This window comes from Schleiferilactobacillus harbinensis (assembly GCF_008694105.1).
GTDB classification, from domain to species: domain Bacteria; phylum Bacillota; class Bacilli; order Lactobacillales; family Lactobacillaceae; genus Schleiferilactobacillus; species Schleiferilactobacillus harbinensis.
Window position 1 is genome coordinate 308,415 of record NZ_CP041364.1, and the last position, 20,673, is coordinate 329,087.

The 20,673-nt window shown below is 52.8% G+C and carries 19 protein-coding genes; 10 read left to right on the forward strand and 9 right to left on the reverse strand.

Annotated features, from left to right (window positions below):
* Positions 1–53: 53 nt before the first annotated feature.
* The 4 genes from FMM01_RS01565 to FMM01_RS01580 all read left to right on the forward strand — a co-directional run bounded on the left by FMM01_RS01565 (position 54) and on the right by FMM01_RS01580 (position 5,117).
* Positions 54–1,265, forward strand: coding sequence for a phosphoglycerate kinase (locus FMM01_RS01565; RefSeq protein ID WP_027827506.1), 1,212 nt, complete (start codon positions 54–56; stop codon positions 1,263–1,265).
* A gap of 21 nt (positions 1,266–1,286) precedes the next feature.
* Positions 1,287–2,042 carry a triose-phosphate isomerase gene (gene tpiA, locus FMM01_RS01570; RefSeq protein ID WP_027827505.1) on the forward strand — a complete coding sequence of 252 codons (756 nt, stop codon included), beginning with the start codon at positions 1,287–1,289 and terminating at the stop codon, positions 2,040–2,042.
* A 123-nt stretch (positions 2,043–2,165) separates the two neighbouring features.
* On the forward strand, positions 2,166–3,458 hold the full coding sequence (gene eno, locus FMM01_RS01575; RefSeq protein ID WP_027827504.1) for a phosphopyruvate hydratase: 1,293 nt from the start codon (positions 2,166–2,168) through the stop codon (positions 3,456–3,458).
* A gap of 105 nt (positions 3,459–3,563) precedes the next feature.
* Complete coding sequence (locus tag FMM01_RS01580) at positions 3,564–5,117, forward strand: ClC family H(+)/Cl(-) exchange transporter (RefSeq protein ID WP_150391498.1); 1,554 nt, start codon at positions 3,564–3,566, stop codon at positions 5,115–5,117.
* Here the strand turns inward: FMM01_RS01580 and FMM01_RS01585 are convergent.
* Positions 5,114–5,560, reverse strand: a complete 447-nt coding sequence (locus tag FMM01_RS01585; RefSeq protein WP_027827502.1) for a hypothetical protein — start codon at positions 5,558–5,560, stop codon at positions 5,114–5,116. The two genes, FMM01_RS01580 and FMM01_RS01585, sit on opposite strands and share 4 nt — an antisense overlap.
* A gap of 157 nt (positions 5,561–5,717) precedes the next feature.
* Between FMM01_RS01585 and secG the strand changes: the two genes are divergently transcribed.
* From secG to smpB, 3 genes are all read left to right on the forward strand, one after another.
* Positions 5,718–5,954: a preprotein translocase subunit SecG gene (gene secG, locus FMM01_RS01590; RefSeq protein WP_027827501.1), complete on the forward strand. Its 237-nt coding sequence runs from the start codon at positions 5,718–5,720 to the stop codon at positions 5,952–5,954.
* Between the two features lie 231 nt (positions 5,955–6,185).
* Entirely contained in the window at positions 6,186–8,600 is a 2,415-nt protein-coding gene (gene rnr / locus FMM01_RS01595; protein WP_150391499.1) for a ribonuclease R, read from the forward strand.
* Positions 8,601–8,621: 21 nt separating this feature from the next.
* Positions 8,622–9,101 carry an SsrA-binding protein SmpB gene (gene smpB, locus FMM01_RS01600; RefSeq protein ID WP_150391500.1) on the forward strand — a complete coding sequence of 160 codons (480 nt, stop codon included), beginning with the start codon at positions 8,622–8,624 and terminating at the stop codon, positions 9,099–9,101.
* A 75-nt stretch (positions 9,102–9,176) separates the two neighbouring features.
* On the opposite strand, the gene FMM01_RS01605 is transcribed toward smpB, so the two are convergent.
* The 6 genes from FMM01_RS01605 to FMM01_RS01630 form a co-directional block, all read right to left on the reverse strand.
* Positions 9,177–10,958: a helix-turn-helix domain-containing protein gene (locus FMM01_RS01605; RefSeq protein ID WP_150391501.1), complete on the reverse strand. Its 1,782-nt coding sequence runs from the start codon at positions 10,956–10,958 to the stop codon at positions 9,177–9,179.
* Positions 10,959–10,990: 32 nt separating this feature from the next.
* Positions 10,991–12,214 carry an MBL fold metallo-hydrolase gene (locus FMM01_RS01610; RefSeq protein ID WP_150391502.1) on the reverse strand — a complete coding sequence of 408 codons (1,224 nt, stop codon included), beginning with the start codon at positions 12,212–12,214 and terminating at the stop codon, positions 10,991–10,993.
* 89 nt (positions 12,215–12,303) lie between these two features.
* A complete protein-coding gene (locus tag FMM01_RS01615; RefSeq protein ID WP_150391503.1) occupies positions 12,304–13,626 on the reverse strand; it encodes an ABC transporter substrate-binding protein in 1,323 nt (440 codons plus the stop codon).
* Between the two features lie 10 nt (positions 13,627–13,636).
* Entirely contained in the window at positions 13,637–14,455 is an 819-nt protein-coding gene (locus FMM01_RS01620; protein WP_035439725.1) for a carbohydrate ABC transporter permease, read from the reverse strand.
* Between the two features lie 14 nt (positions 14,456–14,469).
* Positions 14,470–15,363 (reverse strand): carbohydrate ABC transporter permease, encoded by an 894-nt coding sequence (locus FMM01_RS01625; RefSeq protein WP_150391504.1) that lies wholly within the window; start codon positions 15,361–15,363, stop codon positions 14,470–14,472.
* The gene (locus tag FMM01_RS01630) at positions 15,353–16,414 is read right to left on the reverse strand and encodes an ABC transporter ATP-binding protein (protein ID WP_027827494.1); all 1,062 of its coding nucleotides are present in this window, start codon (positions 16,412–16,414) and stop codon (positions 15,353–15,355) included. The genes FMM01_RS01625 and FMM01_RS01630 overlap by 11 nt, the downstream gene beginning before the upstream one ends.
* A gap of 235 nt (positions 16,415–16,649) precedes the next feature.
* Between FMM01_RS01630 and FMM01_RS01635 the strand changes: the two genes are divergently transcribed.
* Positions 16,650–17,210: a GNAT family N-acetyltransferase gene (locus tag FMM01_RS01635; protein WP_223850031.1), complete on the forward strand. Its 561-nt coding sequence runs from the start codon at positions 16,650–16,652 to the stop codon at positions 17,208–17,210.
* 102 nt (positions 17,211–17,312) lie between these two features.
* Here FMM01_RS01635 and FMM01_RS01640 read toward each other — a convergent pair whose 3' ends face one another.
* Positions 17,313–17,867: an LURP-one-related/scramblase family protein gene (locus FMM01_RS01640; RefSeq protein ID WP_027827492.1), complete on the reverse strand. Its 555-nt coding sequence runs from the start codon at positions 17,865–17,867 to the stop codon at positions 17,313–17,315.
* A complete protein-coding gene (locus FMM01_RS01645; protein ID WP_027827491.1) occupies positions 17,867–18,760 on the reverse strand; it encodes a Cof-type HAD-IIB family hydrolase in 894 nt (297 codons plus the stop codon). Before FMM01_RS01645 ends, FMM01_RS01640 begins: the two co-directional genes overlap by 1 nt.
* Before the next feature lie 127 nt (positions 18,761–18,887).
* Between FMM01_RS01645 and FMM01_RS01650 the strand changes: the two genes are divergently transcribed.
* Positions 18,888–19,577, forward strand: a complete 690-nt coding sequence (locus FMM01_RS01650; protein WP_027827490.1) for a uracil-DNA glycosylase — start codon at positions 18,888–18,890, stop codon at positions 19,575–19,577.
* Positions 19,578–19,662: 85 nt separating this feature from the next.
* Positions 19,663–20,646: a phosphate acetyltransferase gene (gene pta / locus FMM01_RS01655; protein WP_027827489.1), complete on the forward strand. Its 984-nt coding sequence runs from the start codon at positions 19,663–19,665 to the stop codon at positions 20,644–20,646.
* The last annotated feature ends 27 nt before the right edge of the window (positions 20,647–20,673 follow it).

Here is a 20,673-nt window from a genome sequence, read left to right on the forward strand (position 1 = left end):
TCACTCCCTTCGCCTTTTATTTTTGGAAAGTTTAACTAGGAGGTTACTACACAATGGCAAAATTGATTGTTTCTGACGTCGATGTCAAAGACAAAAAAGTCTTGATGCGGGTGGACTTCAACGTGCCCATCAAGGACGGCAAGATTGGCGACGACAACCGGATCCGCGCTGCTTTACCGACGATTAAATACATCATCGAGCATGGCGGCAAGGCAATTCTGCTGTCTCACTTAGGCCGGATCAAGAGTGACGAAGACAAGGCTAAGCTGAGCTTGAAGCCCGTTGCTGCTCGTCTTTCCGAATTGTTGAACAAGCCGGTTGAATTTGTACCGGTTAACGAAGGCAAGGAATTAGAAGACGCCATCAACAAGCTGCAAGACGGTCAGGTATTGTTAATGGAGAACACTCGGTTCCAAGATATCGACAACGATTTTGGCAAGCGGGAATCCAAGAACGATCCGAAGCTGGGTCAATACTGGGCTTCCTTGGGCGACGTATTTATCAACGACGCCTTTGGGACAGCACACCGGGAGCACGCTTCTAACGTTGGTATCGCCACCGCTATGAAGGCTGCTGGCAAGCCCGTTGCGGCTGGCTTCTTGATGGAAAAGGAAATCAAGTTCTTGGGCGAAGCGGTCGACAATCCGGTTCACCCGTTCGTTACCATTCTTGGCGGGGCTAAGGTTTCCGACAAGATCGGCGTCATTGACAACTTGATTCCTAAGTCTGATCACATCCTGATCGGCGGCGGCATGGCTTACACCTTCTTGGCGGCCCAGGGCCACAAGATCGGCAAGTCTCTGTACGAACCGGACAAGGAAGACTTGGCTAAGCAATTACTGGCTAAAGCTGGTGACAAGATCGTTTTGCCGGTCGACAACGTGGTCGCTAAGGAATTCTCCAACGACGTGCCTTACGAGACTGTCGGCGTGGATGTTCCTGACGATGAATTAGCCTTGGATATCGGCCCGAAGACAGTTGCTCTGTTCAAGGAGAAGCTGCAAGGCGCTAAGACGGTTGTTTGGAACGGCCCGATGGGTGCGTTTGAAATGAGCCACTTCGCCAAGGGTACTTTGGAAGTCGGCCAAGCACTGGGCGACCTGCAAGGGGCCACCACGATCATCGGCGGCGGCGATTCCGCAGCGGCTGCTGAGCAATTGGGCATTGCAGACAAGATTACCCACATTTCCACTGGCGGCGGCGCTTCTCTGGAATACCTGGAAGGTAAGACATTGCCGGGTATCGCCTCCATTTCTGACAAGTAATCACGGAAGGACGGAGTAATTTTGCGTAAACCTATTATTGCAGGCAACTGGAAAATGAACATGAACCCTGATGAGACCCGGGCATTCGTGGCTGCTGTCAAGAATGAATTACCGGATCCCAGCAAGGTGGAGTCTGTCATTGCCGCACCGGCAATCGACATCACGGCCTTAGTGGATGCAGCCAAAGATTCTGTCTTGGTGCCCGCTGCTCAAAATGCCAATGATCACGAATCAGGGGCCTTTACTGGCGAGACCAGTCCTAAGGTTTTAGCTGACTTAGGCGTCAAGTACGTCATCGTCGGCCACTCCGAACGGCGCGGTTATTACCATGAAACGAATGAGGACGTCAACAAGAAGGCTAAGGCCGTTTTTGCCAACGGTATGAAGCCAATCATCTGTGTTGGCGAGTCCTTAGAACAACGCGAAGCCGGCGAAACGGAAGACTGGGTCGCGACTCAGGTTGAAGCCGCTTTGAACGGTTTATCTGCTGACCAGGCCAAGGCATTGGTCATTGCCTATGAACCAATCTGGGCTATTGGGACCGGTAAGACGGCGACCTCCGACCAAGCTGAGGAAGTTTGCCGGCACATCCGGGAGACGATCGCGAAGCTTTATGATCAAACGGTTGCGGATGCCACTCGGATCCAATACGGCGGTTCCATGAAGCCGAACAACGTTAAGGAATTAATGGCTCAGCCGGATATTGACGGCGGGCTGGTTGGCGGGGCTTCCCTGCAACCTGATTCCTTCCTGCAACTCGTTCACTACCAAGACTAATTGGTTGCGGCAAGGGGAATGATTGGTTGGGAAATCCAGGAATTCCTTTTGTCCCACCGTTAAATACGGTAGAATGAACTTGAGTCATTGTTTCTACATTGTTTAAAAAGGAGAGATAACCACATGTCTGTTATTACTGATGTATTGGCCCGCGAAGTGTTGGATTCTCGGGGCAACCCCACTGTCGAAGCCGAAGTTTACACTGAACTGGGCGGCTTTGGCCGGGCAATCGTTCCTTCTGGTGCGTCTACTGGTGAACACGAAGCTGTTGAATTGCGTGACGGCGATCCCAAGCGCTTCGGCGGCAAGGGTGTCCTGAAGGCTGTTGCCAACGTTAACGACAAGATCGCTAAAGAAGTCATCGGCATGGACGTTACCGACCAACGTGCTTTGGACCAAGCGATGATCGACTTGGACGGCACCCCGAATAAGGGTAAGTTGGGCGCTAACGCCATCCTCAGTGTTTCCTTGGCTGCTGCTCGCGCAGCTGCTGACGAACTGGGCCTGCCGCTGTACTCTTATCTTGGCGGGACCAATGGTCATGTTCTGCCCACACCGATGATGAACGTTATCAACGGTGGTGCACACGCAGACAACAACGTTGACTTCCAGGAATTCATGATCATGCCGGTTGGGGCTAAGTCGATCCACGAAGCTGTTCGGATGGGTTCTGAAACTTTCCACACCTTGAAGAAACTGCTCGAGGAGCGGGGTTACATGACCGCTGTTGGTGACGAAGGCGGCTTCGCACCGGACTTGAAGAACAACGAAGAGCCTTTCGAAATCCTGGTTGAAGCCATCCAACGTGCTGGCTACAAGCCTGGGGAAGATATTTCCATCGCCTTCGACTGCGCTTCTTCTGAATTCTACAACACCGACACTCATCAATATGAATTGAAGGGTGACGGCAAGAACTATACTGCCGATGAATTCACCAGCTTGCTGGAAGGCTTGATCGACAAGTATCCGATCGTTTCCGTTGAAGATCCTTTGGACGAGAACGAATGGGATGACTGGAAGACTCTGACTGCTCGTTTGGGCAAGAAGGTCCAAATCGTTGGTGATGATCTGTTCGTAACGAACACGCAATATCTGGAAAAGGGTATTGAAATGGGCGTTGCTAACTCCATCCTGATCAAGTTGAACCAAATCGGTACGTTGACTGAAACAATGGAAGCCATCGAAATGGCTAAGGAAGCTGGTTACACAGCTATTGTTTCTCACCGTTCTGGTGAAACTGAAGATACAACGATCGCTGACTTGGTTGTTGCCACCAATGCTGGCCAGATCAAGACTGGTTCCATGAGCCGGACTGATCGGATCGCTAAGTATAACCAATTGATGCGGATCGAAGATCAACTCGGCGATGCTGCTGAATACAAGGGCATCAAGAGCTTCTACAACATCAAGAAGTAATAATCGCTTAACCCTCTGGTGACGATCAGGGGTCGACAAACACCGCGGACCGGCGCCACCAGTCTGCGGTGTTTTTGTCTGAACTTTTGAAGGGAGTGACAGGGTGTGGAAACGTCCAAACAGACTCAGCCAATCGATTGGACCCGTTTGATTCTGGTGGGGCGCGGGCTGCTGATTGGTCTTTGTACCGGCGCGGTCGTGAGCGCCTTTCGCTGGAGTATCGGTAAAATGCTGGCCGCCACCATCTGGGTCTATCAGCAGGTCCAGACTGGCCACGGCTGGTGGTGGCTGGTGATCATCGGCGGCAGTGTCCTGCTGCCGTTAGGGGCCGGCATCTTGGTTAAGCAGCAGCCGCAGATCAGCGGCTCGGGTATTCCTCAAGTTGAGGCCCAACTGGATGACGCCTTGCAGCTGCACTGGTGGTCGATCCTCTGGCGCAAATTTATCGGCGGCGTCTTAAGTATCGGTCCGGGTCTATTTCTGGGTCGGGAAGGGCCCTCAATTCAGCTTGGCGCCGCTGTCGGCCAGGGTTTCGCGGAAACTACCGGTCAGGCCGGTACCGCGCGCCGCATTGCCATTGCCTGCGGGGCAGCTGGCGGATTATCCGCCGCGTTTAATGCGCCCATTGCCGGTACGTTATTTGTGCTGGAGGAAATATACCACAACTTTTCCCTGCTGGTTTGGCTGGCATCGCTGGCCAGCGCCGTGGCGGCTAATTTTGTCGCCAGTGTGGTCTTCGGCTTGACGCCGGTCCTGCACCTCACCTATGCCAATAGTCTGCCGTTGAATGAATACGGCCATTTGCTGGGATTAGGCGTCTTGCTGGGGCTGCTGGGCGTGGTTTATCAGAAGACATTGCTGGCCATGCCCGGCTGGTACCGGCGATTTGTCCCGCTGCCGCGCTGGCTGGACGGTCTCGTACCGTTTGCAGTCACCATTCTAGTTGGCTTTTGGCAACCGCTGTGGTTAGGCGGGGGAAACGCCATTATCCTGCACATGGGGCAAGTGGTGCCCACTCTCGGATTGTTGCTGGTCTTATTCGCGGTCCGCTTTGCATTGTCCATGGTCGCCTATGGGTCCGGTCTGCCCGGCGGGATTTTTCTGCCGATTCTTAGTCTAGGCGCCGTATTGGGCGGTATTTACGCCACCGTGATGATCATGCTCGGCTGGCTGCCGCGGCAATACTTCATTAATTTTGTCATTTTTGCCATGGCTGGCTATTTCGCCGGTATTGGCAAGGCGCCGTTTACGGCTATTCTATTGATCACTGAAATGGTGGGATCACTCGTGCACCTGATGCCCTTGGCTGTGGTATCCCTCGTGGCTTATCTGGTAGTGGACGTGCTGCACGGGGCACCAATCTATGCCAGTTTGCGCGACCGGCTCAAATTGCCCGCTGGCACGCGGGGACCAACGGGCAAACGGGCGCATATTGAAATTCCGGTGACGGTTGGTTCGCGGTTGGAAGACATCTCGGTGCGTGATTTCCGTTGGCCGAAAGGCACTTTGCTGGTGGCAATTCGGCGAGGGGAACAGGAATTGGTCCCCAGCGGCGATACCTTGATTCATGCCGGGGATACGCTGTTAGTGGCAGTGGACGCCAGCATGCGCGCAAAAGTCAAAGAAGAGCTCACAGCGCTGGTTCAGCAACGGCACTAGTGATTGTCGCTGGGATCGGCGGCGATGTAATGCTGCTGCACTTGGCTATCCCAGTTAGCGACCAGATCGTCGTACCGGTGGAGCTGAATATAGAAATATACCGCGTCAGCAAAGGGCAGAAAAAGAACCAGCATCACCAGCCGCAATGGCAAAAAAATCCCAGCAATATGAATCAGCAGCAAAAAGGTAACAATTTTACCCACCCGGCGCAAGATTCCGCGGCCATCACGGAGCACATAATCTTTCCAGAACCGATGACTGACCACCGGGCCGCTGAGCTCAAAATGATCACCCGGACGGCGTAATTTGTCCTTTAAGGCAAGAATCCGGCGGCGAATCGTGGCCAGGGTCTGCAATCTGACCCGGACCGCCAGCCACGCAAAGAATAGGGTCATCACCGTGAGAAATGTCGTTAATAAAATGGCGAGCATTGTACTGGTCATTATTCGTCCGCTCCTTCTATTCTAAGTTGTCCCCATCATACCCTATTTTGGCCCGCCGGGGGTGCTAGCCGAATCGCTCATGCTAGACGGCGGCCCGCGTAGTGTGGTACGATAAACAAGTAAATTTAGCAATCCGGAGTGAAAGCAGGTTCTATACGTGTATAATCTCGTTATGACGTTACTCATTATTGATTCCATTGCCATCGTGATCGCGGTCATGATGCAGCCGACCAAACAGCAGGATGCGCTGAACGCCCTTTCTGGTGGCGGCGGCGAGCTTTTTGGTCAACAAAAGAAGCGGGGCTTTGAAGCATTTATGGAGAAAGTGACGGCCGTTTTAGGCTTTCTATTCTTCGTATTTGCGTTGATTCTGGTCTACCTCGGATCAAAATAATCTAATGGATACAGAGGCTGGAACACAACGTTGTCGGCGATGACAGACTCGCATGCTTTTCCTAGTCGCGGAACACAAGCCAGCAATTTCTGCTTAACGCAACAAGGGGCAAAGCCAAGGTACGGCTTTTGCCCCTTGTTGTCGTGAACGCACATTTTTCGGCCTCATTTTTCTTTGCACAAATGAATTCTGGTGGGGTGCCACCAAGTAAGAAGGACGGTAAACAGTTTAATGAATGAACACGATGAATTAATTGCGAATGTCTACGACATCTTTGGCAGTCATCCAGAGACCCAATATACGGTCGAGACATTAGCCAAGATCATGCACTTAGGCGGCGCGGCAGCCTTCAAAAATATTGTGAAGGTCCTGACCGAACTGGAAAACGACAAGCGCATCACACCTCAGGGTAACGACCGTTATCAGCTGACCCCGATCGACGAAGTCGTTACGGGTGTTTTCCATGGCCACGAGAAGGGTTTCGGCTTTGTCTCTTATGATGATGAACAACCGGATATCTTTATCCCCAAAGGCAAGACTGATACGGCCATTGACGGCGATACGGTCGTTGTCACGATGGTCGGTCCGGGCAATCCTTGGAAGAAAAAGGGCCCGGAAGGCTATATTTCCGGTGTCGTCGAACGCAAAATCACTCGTCTAGTCGGTGAGTTTGTCCAGTATTCCGACGCAGAAGCTAAGAAGACGGGCCAGATCGGTTATGCATCCAGTCACGAAAAGAAATTGGCCCAATATGTGATTTTCCTGTCTAATGAAGGTATCCATCCCCAAATGGGTGATATGGTCTTAGTGGAGATCACTAAGTATCCCACAGCGAAGACACCGACCCAGATGGAAGGGGTCGTTTTGAAGACCATTGGGAATAAGAACGAGCCCGGGGTCGACATTCTGTCCATCGTTTACGATCATGGATTGCATGATGAATTCCCCCAGGAAGTCCTGGATCAGGCCAATAGTATTCCCGATACCGTGCAGCCGGAAGAAAAAATCGGCCGGCGGGATATTACGGATCAGCCGATGGTCACCATCGACGGTGATGATTCGAAGGACTTCGACGATGCCGTGGCGGTTTGGAAAATGGATAACGGCCATTATCATTTAGGCGTCTCTATCGCCGATGTGTCCCACTATGTCACTGAGGGATCGCCTTTGGATAAGGAAGCCTATGATCGCGGGACCAGTACCTATTTGGCCGATCGGGTGATCCCGATGCTGCCGTTCCGCCTATCCAACGGCATTTGTTCCTTGAATCCCGGAGTAGAGCGCCTGACCTTGACCTGCGACATGGAAATTGATGGTGAAGGTCACGTCGTGAAGTATGATATTTATCCCAGTGTGATGAAGTCAGCCGCCCGAATGACATACAACAACGTGAACAAAATCATCGAAGATCGCGATTCAGCACTGCGGGAACAATACGCCAAGCTGGACGACATGTTCGACACCATGGGCGAATTGCATAAGATTCTCTTTGCCATGCGTCATCGCCGCGGGGCTATCGACTTTGAAGACACTGAAGCAAAAATCATTGTGGATGAAAACTCTAAGCCAGTGGATATCGTCTTGCGTGAGCGGGGGACGGCAGAGCGAATGATCGAAAGCTTCATGCTGGCGGCCAATGAGACCGTCGCAGAGGCCTATTACAAGAAGCATGTGCCGTTCTTGTACCGGGTGCACGAAACGCCTGATGAAGATCGGATCCAATCCTTCTACGAATTTGTGTCGGCTTTTGGGATTCATCCTAAAGGCGGCACAGAGAACGTAAAGCCCAAGGCCTTGCAGGATCTGCTGGCCCAGGTGGAAGGTACGCCGCAAGAGGCAGTGGTCAATATCATGATGCTGCGCAGCTTGAAACAGGCCCATTATTCCGATGAACTGCTGGGCCACTTTGGTTTGGCGGCCGAGTATTATACCCACTTCACCTCGCCCATTCGCCGGTATCCGGACTTGTTCGTGCACCGGATGATCCATGAGTACGCGGCTAATGGCACGACCCAGAAGGAAAAGGATAAGTTCCACGAGATCCTGCCAGATGTTGCGTTGCAATGTTCGACCCAAGAGCGCAAAGCAGTTGACACGGAGCGGGACGTGGATGATCTGCTGAAGACCGAATATATGGCGGACCAAGTCGATCAAGAATTCGATGCCGTCGTCGCTTCGGTCACCAGCTTCGGAATGTTCATTGCGCTGCCGAACACCGTTGAGGGTCTGGTCCACATTTCGACGATTGGCGACGACTTCTACTCATTCGATGAGAAGCAGTTAGCCTTGATTGGCCGATCGACCCATAAAATGTACCGGATCGGCCAAGACGTCAAAGTTAAATTGGTCACAGCTAATGTGACGCTGCGCCAGTTGACCTTTGAATTAGTCCTGAGCCCAGAGGATCAGCAGCGTGCGGATCAGCGGCAGAAGCGGATGGCGCAATACGGCAATTCCGGCAACTACAGCGGTCCTCGCAAGACCACTGGCGGCAAGCCGAATTTCCGCGGCAACAATAACAACAACCGCGGCAATCGGAACACCAATAATAACAACAGCGGCAAGAGCGACGACGGCTTCAACCGGCCGCGGGTCGTGCGCAGCAACAATAGTAATAATCATCGTCGCAATCAGAACCATAAGTAACAGAAAGAAAGGTGCGTCGGCATGGCCAAACGTAAAGAGCAAAAAAACCCGGCCAACCAGCTCGCCCAAAACAAAAAGGCCGGTCACAATTACGAGATTCTGGAAACCTACGAGGCGGGCATTGCTTTGACCGGGACAGAGATCAAGTCCGTCCGTGAGGGTAAAATGAACCTGCGGGACGGATATGCCCGGGTCCGCAACGGTGAAGTATGGTTGGAAAACGTGCATATTTCGCCCTATAAGCAGGGAAATCAGTTCAATGTCGACCCGTTACGCAATCGCAAGCTGTTGTTAAAGAAGCGTGAGATTGCCAAACTGGCGGGCGTCGTCCAGGAAAAAGGGATCGCCATTGTGCCCTTGAAAGCTTACCTGAAACACGGCTACGCCAAGATTTTGATTGGCGTGGGCAAGGGGAAGCACGAGTATGACAAACGTGAGACCCTGAAACGCAAGGAACAGGCCCGGGATGTCCAGCGTGCCCTGAGCCAGCGTTATGATTAAACAGCATGGTTGCATGGACGGTAAAAAAGCCAAACCTCGTTGCTGAGAGGTTTGGCTTTTTCTGTGCGGTTCGAATTAGTCGATGGCCGCCGGGGTGATATTGTTCTTGTCGGCCCACTGTAACGTCTTCTCCAGCATTGTCCGGGCAGCGGTCAGTTGACCATGCTTGTCCTTGATCTTCAATGTTGGAATACTCTTCTCGGCATTGTGCACCGCTTCGAGCAGATCAGTAATATTTTTCAAGGTCTTGCGGGGTTTGCCGGTGATCAGCTGGCCCTTCATCTTGCTGGGCAGAACACTGAAGATGATCGTGGTGATTCCCTTTACTGTGTCCCGGTATTCATCCTGTTGGGCACTGGTTGTGTTGGCTAGGACGGCAAGATTTAACGGCAGAAGGTCGTGAACAAAGTCATTGACCTTCTCCATTTCAGCGACGCGCACCCGAGGGGCATGGGCGCTGTCATCCGTTGACTTAGCTTCGGCCTTCGCTTCAGTTGCCGGTGCAGCAGATGTTGTTTCTCGGTTATTCGCTGTTGTCCCATGCTGATTATTGGTGAAGTATTGGGTCGAAGTGGGTACCGGCCGGCTCAAGTGGGCGTCCAGCTTGTGGATAACCGGCTGCTTACGGCTAGGTGTTGGCTGCGGGGCAGTGCTGCCGGCAGTATTATTACCATTACCATGGTTGCTATTGGTGTCTGCGGTCGAAGCAGGCATCTGCGCTGCGGGCGCCTGAATCTGTACTTGCGGTGTCGGAGCCGATTGCGGTGCGGCAGAAGCGGCTTGGGTGGACGGGCTGCTAGTGGAGACAGCGGCGGCCGGAGCGGCCGTGGTCGTTGTTGCCGCAACGGCCGTTGGCTGTTCGTCCGTCGCAGTGCTCGGCAGGGCGCTGTAGTTGATCCGCTGATCCTGCAAGCCATAGAAGTACACGAATTGTTGGGCCATCTCGGAATTATCGTGGTTGAACGGGATCAAGTCGATCACCGGATCAATGGACTTCGTAGCGACCCGATTGAGGTAGTTGGCTAAGAAATCAGCCAGCTGCAAGCCCAGCCGATCCTTGGAGTCCGCACTGGTAATGTAGATGCTGGACCGTTGCTGGTATTTCAGCAGTAAGTGCTTTTGCAAGCTTTCCCGGACCATCCGCAATTGATTCTCGTCAATGATTGGCGAGTAATCCATGGTGATGGTCAGGTTCAGTTGCGGCAGATGTTTGCCGGCCAAAGTGTGGCCAATCAATTCGCTCAGCAGCCGGATATACGGGAAGGTTTGGGAGAAACGTTCGTTAGCATTGTTCCGGGTTAGCAGGACCGGAACCTTTTCGGTCTTCAAACCGGCGTAATCGATGTATTTATCGTGGCTCATCTGCAAGATTTTAACGATATTTTCGTTCGTCTTGAAATGGGCTTTTACTTCGTCGCCTTTGTCCCAGCCAAACGGATAAAGGGCATCTTGGAATTTCTTCAAAGAGCTCGCTTCTTCCAATTGGGGCACCAGAATACCGCTGACGACGATCAGATTGTTGCCGCGGCCCTGTTGTTCAGGATCAAAAGATTCATCCATGTAGATGGAATAGTCTGTCAGCACCGGCGCGGGTTCTTCCACGGTGGGCGCCTTGGCCGCGGGGGCCGCTGCCTTTTCTTCACTGGGGGCCGGTTGGGCGGCTAATTCCTCGGCAACTTTTTCAAAATAAGCTTCCAAAATGCTGCGGTTCTTAGCGCCCGGTTGAGTCCGGCCGGTCAAGTAGGATTGGAGGCTGGCGTAGGAAATACCAATATCAACCGCCAGATTTTTCGTGGACTCTTTTGTCCGTAATAATTCTTGTTTCAATTTTTCAGGCAATGTATCGTTTGTTGCCATGCAAAATTCCTTCTTCCGTGTTTTCGATAAATTTAAAATTCGTAGTACAAATCCCGTTCAGGGAGTAAGACGTCACTATACGTTGGGGCTAACGCATCCGCCATTGCTTGGGGCTTAAAGGTGTGCCAGGGAACCACATACATGGCGTGAACGCGCTCGGCCAGGGTGATCAAATCTGCCCGCTGAGCATGACCGGTGGCTGATAAAAAAGTGAAGGGAATATCAGCGGCTGCCAGGAAGTCCTTCAACTGCGCAAAACGGGGATCGTAATCACCCAGCGGCTCGCCGTTGGAGTGCAGATAAACAGCCGGTCGGGGGAGGGCAGTCAGTCGGGCCAGATGGGCATAACTGTTTTGCAAAACAAACCGACCGGGATTCGCTTGAATTGCTGCCATGGTGTCCGGACCAAACGTCGTGAGCGGCGTGTCCGGGGCAAAGGCATGCAAGACGGCAGCAAATTCCGGTTCCCAAATGATTGGCCGATCAGCCTGGCGCGCAATTTTGTCTAGGGCCAGCAACCGTTCCACGTTGCGGGGATAAACATTCAAAATAAATTGGGTCGCCGGCTGATCGTGCAGCAAATCTTGAAATTTAGCGGCAAGCGTTGCTTCAGTTAAGGGTGTCGCCGGCTGGTCTGCATCTTCTACAGGAACCGGGGCAGAAAAGCTGAATGTTGTCCCTTCCAGCATGAATACTTTGACCCGCCGAGTTTTCAGCACTCTAGACCAGTTTAGCACGCGGTCGGCGTGGGGTCCATTCAAACGGACGTCCCCGCTATGGGCAAAGCATTGGCGGCCATCATCCACCAGCAGCGCCATCGCTCCGACCGTATCGTGATCACTGGCAAAGCCGGTGACCTGTAAACTGCCCACTGTTAAGGGCTGTTCGTAGGGCAAGATATGCAAATTAGCGACGGGTGCTTCCATGTGCTGAGCAATCAAGACTTGATAAAGCTGATAAGCGTCGGGACTCAGATAGATGGGGATGTCCCGTTGCAGATACTGCAAAGCCTCCATGTGATCGATGTGCAGGTGGGAAATAAAGATGGCCTCGTGCTGAAACTTGTCCGGCAGCTCAGGATGGAACAACTCGGGCAGGTGGGGCAGCTGATGCTGGGCAATCATATTGTCAATGGATAACTGCGGATCAATGGTGGTGACGCCGAAATCCATGATTACCCGGGAATCCCCCTGGGCGATTTCGACAATATTTCCGCCGATGGTGTCTAAACCGTTTAAAAACCGTAACGTAGTCAATGCCAGGATCCTTTCTGATTAAAAAGGGCCAGGCAACGCAATCGTTACCCAGCCCGCGGTCATTATTCAATTCTTCTGCGCGCAGCAGATTATTGCTTGTTGGTCTTGATGATGTTTTCGGTGGTGGCTTGCAACTTAGTCAGCGTTGCCTTCGGGTCGGCATTCTTCGTGATCATCTGATCGACTGCTTCCAGCAAATCGTTCCGATATTCAGAAAAGCCTAAGAAGGCAGTGGACTGGAAGCCATCATCCAAGGAATCAACAGCGGCTTGGTTGTAAGGCTTGTCCTTCAAATACTGTTTGAAGTCGGTGTCATCCATTGCGGATTTGCGCAGCGGCACATAGCCGGTGGCCATGGCCCATTTTGCCGTTTCCTTAGAAGAAAGCAGGAACTTCATGAACTGCCAAGCACCTTTCTTCTGATCGGCGCTGGCACTCTTGAACATGACGATATCGTTCCCGGCGATTTCAGTGGCCTTCTTGCCCTTGTAACTGGGCAGCGGCATTGTACCCCACTTGAGGGTCTTAGGCGCCTGAGCGACCATCTGGGTGACCCCAGCAGAGGAGCCAGCGTAGAAGGCGGCCTTGCCTTGGATGAAGCCTTGGGTGAAGTAGTTATCTGCACCGGCGGTCTTGGCGATCTTGTTCTTCACCATGTTCTGGATCAAGTTGGCAGCTTCCAGCGTATCCGCAGTGTTCAGGTTAACTTTCAGTGTACCTGGGGCAATCAGCGGATTGCCGGCTTGGCGGGCTAAGCCCTCGAATTCCATGTCCCAGGACCGGTCAAAGCCCATCCCGTAGATGCCGTCTGCCTTCAGCTTATTGCCAGCCGCGACGATGTCATCCCAAGTCTTGGGCTTGGCAATGCCGTACTTGTCCAGGATGGCTTGGTTGTAATACAGGATCCGAGTCGACTTGGAGAAGGGGATCGAATAATACTTGCCTTCGTACTTGGAACTCTTCAAGAAGGCGGGGTAAATATCCTTCAAGTCGCTGCTGCTCAGCTTATCGCTGCCCTGCAGCATGTAGTTATCCAAGGGTTCGATCAAATTGCTCTTGCTGTAATCCGGTACGGTGGTGTAAGTGGTCTGCGAAATAGTCGGCAGGTTGCGGGACTTGGCGGCAGCCATAATCTTTTGCTGCAGCGCCGTATAGTTCCCTTGGGCGGTACCTTTCACGACATATTTCGATTGCGACTTGTTGAAGTCGGCGATGATGCTGTTGATTGCCTTTTGATAGGGGCCGTTCATCCCATGCCAGAAGGTGATCTCCACTTTTTTATTATCAGTGGTGCTGCTTCCCTTGCTGCTGGATGAACTGGAATTGCTGTTTCCACACCCGGCCATGACCAGGGCGGCTAATACTACGGTGACAGTCGAGGCCATGACTTTCAACCAAGTATGCTTTTTCATCAGTTTAAACCTATCCTTTCAATCCTGAATTCGAAATCCCTGCAATAATGTATTTTTGCAGGAAAATGTAAACAATGACCATTGGAATGATAACAAATGTAGACGCCGCCATCAACAGGGCATAATTTGTCCCAGCATCCGTGGTGAAGGCTTGCAACCCCACGGGCAGGGTGCGCATGTTTTCATCATTGGTGACGATCAGCGGCCACATGAAGGCGTTCCAGGAGCCGATGACCTGCAGCACCGTGACCGCGGTGATCGTGGATTTGGACATCGGTACCAGAATATGCCAGAGGAAGCGCCAATCCGAGGCACCATCGATTTTAGCGGCGTAGTATGTCTGATCCGGCACCGAATTGAACGTTTGGCGCAGGGTAAAGACGGTGAAGAAACTAGCCAGCCACGGCAGGATCAAAGCGCCGTAAGTGTTGACCAGGTGCATGTTCGACAGGGTGACAAAGTTCGGGATGATCAGCATTTCGCCGGGGATCATCATCGTCCCCAGAAAGATCATGAACACGAGATTGCGGCCCCAGAAGTGCAGCTTGCTAAAAGCAAAGGCGGCCAAAATGCTGGTGAACAATTGGCCCACTGTCGTAACGGTGGTCACGATCACTGAATTCACGAAGTAGCGGGCAAAGGGGGCGGCCTTAAACGCTTCCACGTAGTTGCCCCATTGCAGCTGCTTCGGGATCCAGACCGGCGGAATTTGCACCGTTTCCGGCTGGGTCTTCAGAGAAGTTGACAGCATCCAGAAGAAGGGCAGGATCATGATGAGGGCACCTAATGTCAAGATGACGTAGCGTAAAACTGATGCAGCTTTTTTCATGATTTTCTCCCCTCCTAATAGTGGACGTGCTTGCGGCTATACCACAGCTGAATCAAGGTGACGAATAGGATTAGGAAGAAGAGGACCACGCCGCTGGCGGCGGCGATGCCGTACTTCCATTCGGTGTAAAACTTCTCGTATAAATAGTACACGATGGTCAAGGCCGACTTCGACGGACCGGATGATCCTTGGAACAAGGCGAAGATCTCATCGAAGACTTTGAAGGAGCCGATGACACCGTTGACCGTCACCAGGAAGGTGATCGGGGATAACAGTGGGAGCGTAACGTTGGTGAATTGGCGCCAAGCATTTGCCCCATCAATTTCAGCCGCCTGGTAATAGCGGGTGTTGATGTTGTTCAGGCCCACCAGGAAAAGGACGATATTGAACCCGAGACCTTTCCAAATTGACATAATGATCAGCGCCGGCATGGCCCATTTTGGATCATTCAGCCAGTTGATCGGACTGACGCCGACCAAGCCCAGCAGATAGTTCAACAGACCGTAATCGGAATGGTAGATCCAGTTCCAAACTTGAGCGATAGCCACGGTACTGGTGACAAAAGGCAGGAAGTAGATCGTCCGAAACGCGCCAGCCAAGAATTTGATCTTGTTCAAGAGCAGGGCAATGGCCAGGGAAATGATAATGTTCAGCGGCACCACCCCAATGACGAAGACCAAGGTGTTGCGGACGGCCAGATGGAAATCCGGATCGTTCCACAAGTAAGTGAAATTACTGAAGCCATAAGCCGAAACAATATCATTATAGAAATCGTATTTCGTGTAGAAACTCATCAAGAACGACTTGATGATCGGGTAAATGTTGAACGTGATCGTAATGACCAGCATCGGCAGCAAATACAGCCAGCCCTTGATGGTGGATTTAACGGTAGGTTTTTCATTCAGCATGATCATCACCGCCAAAGATGCGTTTGCCGTCCGCGTCGAAGAGGAAGAAACCTTTCTTTTCCAGAGTGAAATCAAGTTCCTGAGTATTGTGCGGCAATTGCCCCATTTCGGTACTGATCAATTGCAGATCGTTATAATCCAGCTTGGCTGTGGATTCCCGGCCAAATTGGTCAAATTCGATAACCTTGCCGTGCAGTGTGGTCAGCGGATCAAGGGCCCGCTGGGGCAGCGTCAAAGCCTCCGGCCGAATGCCGGCCGTTTGCGCGCGGCTTAAGATATCGTCTGAAACAACGCCGGCTAAATCATGGCTCAGGGCACTGGCCGGAACAGAATTGATTACTGGTTCGCCAATAAATTGGGCGACAAACAGATTATCCGGACTGGCGTACAGTGTTTTGGGCGTGCTGAATTGTTGAATATGGCCGTCATGGAGGACCATGATTTGGTCGGAAATGTGCATCGCTTCATCCTGATCGTGGGTAACGAAGACGGTGGTGACGCCGGTTTCTCGTTGGATCCGGCGGATTTCTTCCCGCATCTCGATCCGTAAGCGGGCATCCAGGTTGGATAAAGGTTCATCCAGCAGGAGGATGCTCGGCTCCTTGGCTAAGGCCCGGGCAATCGCGACCCGCTGCTGCTGGCCGCCGGACAGCTCGCCGGGCTTCTTGTCCAGTTGGTCGTCCACGTGGACCAGGGCGGCGAGTTCGTGGGCCTTCTTGGCCCGGTCAGCCCGGGACAGGCCCGCCATCTTGAGCGGGAATTCGATATTCTTTTGAACCGTCAAATGGGGATAGAGGGCGTAGTTCTGAAAGACCATCCCGACCTTGCGGCCTAAGGCGTCTTCCTTGGTAACGTCAGTATCGCCAAAATAAATCTGGCCGTGAGTCGGAGCGAGCAGCCCCGAAATCAGCATCAGCGTCGTGGACTTGCCGCCGCCGGAGGGGCCTAGCAGACAGACTAGGGATCCCTCCTGGATGACAAAGTTCAGATGCTTCAAAATGTCGCGCTTGCCGTCATAAGACAGCGTCACGTCCTTAAAAGTTACTTGCAAAAGTGTTCTCCCCTTCGCTGAGTATGCTTGGTGCTGGATCAACAGATAACAAGTGCTTATCGTTCCGCGAATGTTGGTGCAGAAACATAACGAATCATTAAGGATTTTACCGCATTTGAGCGGTTTTGACCACCAAAGAGACGCTGGTATCAAGCGGTTTTTGCACCGTCCGCCGTTGGCAAGGCGTGCTAAATCGATTAAACTGGAAAACATAGGAGTGATCAATGTGATTCGGATGGCTAAAAAAAGCGACGGGCCAGCAGTGCTGCCCATCGTTAATCAGATTTTTGAAGAAATGGAATTAAAAACAATGGCGAAAATTCCCCAGGATATCTTATTCAAAGAATTGGCCATTGCCTACCAGACAGAAAATTATCGGTATAGCTACCGGCGCACCCTGGTGGCGACAGATGACGATGATCAAGTGGTCGGCGTCGCCGTCGGGTATCCGGAAAGCGATGAAGCTCACGTGGATGATGCACTGCAGGCACTGTGGCCCAAGGTCGGCTTACCGGCAGATTATCGGTTATTTACCGATAAGGAGGCTCGGCCGGGCGAATGGTACTTGGATTCGCTAGCCGTGGCGCCAGCGGCGCAGCATCATGGAATCGCGACGTCGCTGCTGCAGGCTCTGCCGGCGCATGTGCTGCGGACAACCGGGCTGCACCGGATTTCGCTGAATGTGGATCTGACCAATCCGGGAGCAGAGCGGCTGTATACGAAGAACGGGTATCGCAGTATTGGCGACCAGACGATTGGGGATCATCAGTATCACCATATGGTGCTGGATATTTAAGTTGAAAAAGAGACTGAGACTGACCATATTTCAAGCGTACCGAGTGTCAATGCAGAGCATTAATACTCGGTACGCTTGAAAGGGTTCTAGTCTCAGTCTCTTTTATTTCCGCCGGTGATGGTGGTACGGGGTGAAGTCGTCCCCGAGGACATAGCCGCGTTTCTTTGGCCGCAAGAGGTTGCGGACGCCGGAGCGCAGGCGGACTTTGCGCCAGCGGTTGAGCACCGCAGCGACGAGCAGGGCAGGAACTTCGTTATCCGGGTGGAAAACGTCGACGACATAGTAGTCGGCGTCAGTGACGGTGGATAGGGTATCCACGACCATCACTTTCCGGTTGCCGTGGAAGCCGGTGTAGCGATTCTGGGTCAGGTCGCCGACCAGCAGCCAGTTTAGACCGCTGACAAAGATGACTTCCCGCCAGATCCCGACGATCCGGTTGATCTGGCCGACAGTCTCTTCATGGCTGGTCAGCGTGTAATTCGGCAATAACCCCAATGAAGACTGGCGAGCTTCGCCCAGCGTCTCCGCGCTCAAGGACAGGACCCGCACGCCGTTCAATTCAAACGACCGGAGGGATTGAATGAGATAGTGGGGGGTGTTTTTCTCATCCGTTACCCGGACCAGGGCATTATGCTCGGCGGGGACATAGAAGCGCATCAGACGCGGGCCTTGGCCTGGGCGGCCGGCTTGGCAGCCAATCCCCACCGAATGGCCTGGGCAACCCCGTCTTGAATATTAGTGGCTGTCACGTACTGAGCAATTTTTTTAATGGCCGGGACCGCGTTGCCCATGGCGACCCCCATACCGGCGCTGGCGATCATCGATTCATCATTCAAGTTATCGCCGATGGCCATCACGTCGGTCATGGCGTAGCCGCGCAGTTTCGCCAGGCGGGCCAGAGCCAGTCCCTTTTGGGCTTCGACACTATTGATTTCGATATTGTTTGGCGACGATGACGTAATCACCAGTCCGGCGTTGGCGTCGTACGCCTCCCGAATCGGGGCGAATGCGGCTTGGCCGCGGCTGTCAAAGACCAGCATCTTGAGTACCTCCACGGTCGGATCCACCAGCAGGCTGTCGAAGGAGTCGACATAGTGGATATTCATCAGCTCCAGCCGGGCACTCGCCAGCACAACGGCGATTTTGAAGGACGTATCCGGATTCAGCCGGGTCAAGACATCGGCGACATTTTGAATCCGCCGCACTTTGCTCTCAGAAAAAATGCCGCGGTTGGTCACTAATTCATAGTAATAACCCTCTGCCTCGATGTCCCTGCGCAGTTTAGTCACCAGCCCTTGAGGAATGGGCAAATCCACTAGCAGTTCACCGGTTTCACTGAATACGCGGGCGCCATTCAAGGTAATGAAGGCTGGTTTCACCGTGAGATCGGCCACCAAGGGCTGTGCTTCGGTGAGCCCGCGGCCCGTGGCTACGACAAACTCGGCGCCAGCCTTGGTGGCTTCTTCAATAGCCGCAATGTTGCCGGGAGAAACAGTCATTTTGTCATTCAACAGCGTGCCGTCCATGTCGGAGGCAATCATTTTGAGCATGGCGATATTCCTTTCTTTGAGGCTTAGCTTAAAACGTTCTCAATCCATAGTTTAGCACATTCGCACCAACCCGCGTCTTTCCCCGGGCGGCGCTTTTTGCTATAGTTTGCAATAGAGGTGAAGGTCAGTGAAAGTCTTGATCCACAACGATTGGCAGGAAGTATTGGCCAAACAGTTTGCGGCCCCGTATTATGGCCGGTTACATGAGTTTTTGAAAGAAGAATACAGCCACCATACGATCTATCCAGAGATGCACCATATTTTTCAGGCTTTTGAGTGGACGCCGTTCAGTCAGGTGAAAGTGGTGATTCTCGGTCAGGATCCGTATCATAATCCCCATCAGGCCCACGGTTTGAGCTTCTCCGTCCTGCCCGGGGTGCAGATCCCGCCGTCTTTGCAAAACATCTATAAAGAACTGCAAGATGATCTGGGTTATCCGCCGGTCCATCATGGCTATTTGAAGAGCTGGGCCAAACAGGGCGTGCTGTTGCTCAACTCGGTCCTGACGGTGCGTGCCGGGGCCGCTTTTTCCCACGCCGGCAAGGGCTGGGAACCGCTGACGGATGCCGCTATTAAGGCGCTGTCTGCTCGGGGCGGGGTAGTCTTTATTCTGTGGGGCAACGCGGCGAAAAAGAAGATTCCGCTGATCGATCAAGAGCGCAATCGGATCATCAGCTCAGCCCATCCCAGTCCATTATCGGCCAGCCGGGGGTTTTTCGGTTCCCATCCATTCTCCCGGGCCAATGCCGACTTGAAAGAACTGGGCGAGAGCCCAATCAATTGGCAATTACCGGAAAAACCGGATATTGACGACTAATATACTAGGCAAGAGAGCGATTTCAAGGTATCATTGAGGGCATAACTAAGTCGCCGGCACTGCCGGTGTTGGAGGTCAACTATTGATGGATTTATTCGCAAGTTTACAACAGAAAATTCAAGGCAAAGACATTCGCATCGTATTCCCCGAAGGAACTGAACCCCGGATCATTGGCGCGGCGGCTCGCTTGAACGCGGAGCGCTCAGTGACGCCGATCCTGCTCGGTGAACCGGCGGCGATCCGAGCAGCCGCCGAGAAGGCTGGATTTACGCTGGGCAATATCCAGATTCTAGATCCTAACGACTACGCGGATTTCGATTCCTTGGTGACCAGTTTTGTGGACCGCCGCAAGGGCAAGAATACCAAGGAACAGGCCGAAACAATGCTGCGGGACCCGAATTACTTCGGTACGATGCTGGTATACACCGGCTTAGCTGACGGGATGGTCTCCGGAGCAGTGCACTCCACCGGCGAGACGGTGCGGCCAGCACTGCAGATCATTAAAACGAAGCCGGGCGTTTCGCGGACTAGCGGTGCGTTCATCATGCAGCGCGGGCGGGATGCCGAACGCTATATCTTTGCCGATTGCGCCATTAATATTGATCCCAATGCCCAAGAGCTGGCCGAAATTGCGGTGGCGTCAGCCCAAACAGCCAAACTGTTCGATATCGAGCCCCACGTGGCCATGCTCAGCTTTTCCACCAAGGGTTCTGCTAAGGCCCCGCAGGTCGATAAAGTCGCCGAAGCCACTCAGATTGCCCATGAATTAGCGCCGGATCTGGATTTGGACGGCGAGCTGCAATTCGATGCGGCCTTCGTACCCTCTGTTGGCGAACAAAAAGCGCCTGGTTCTACCGTTGCTGGTAAAGCGACAGTCTTTATCTTCCCAGATTTGCAATCTGGCAACATTGGTTATAAGATTGCCCAACGCTTCGGTCATTTCGAAGCCATCGGCCCGATCCTCCAAGGGTTGAACAAACCGGTCTCCGATTTGTCCCGGGGCTCTAATGAAGAAGATGTGTATAAGCTGGCCATTATCACGGCCGCCCAAACACTGGATCAAGACTAAGAAGGACATGAAAGTGAGGGCACGTTG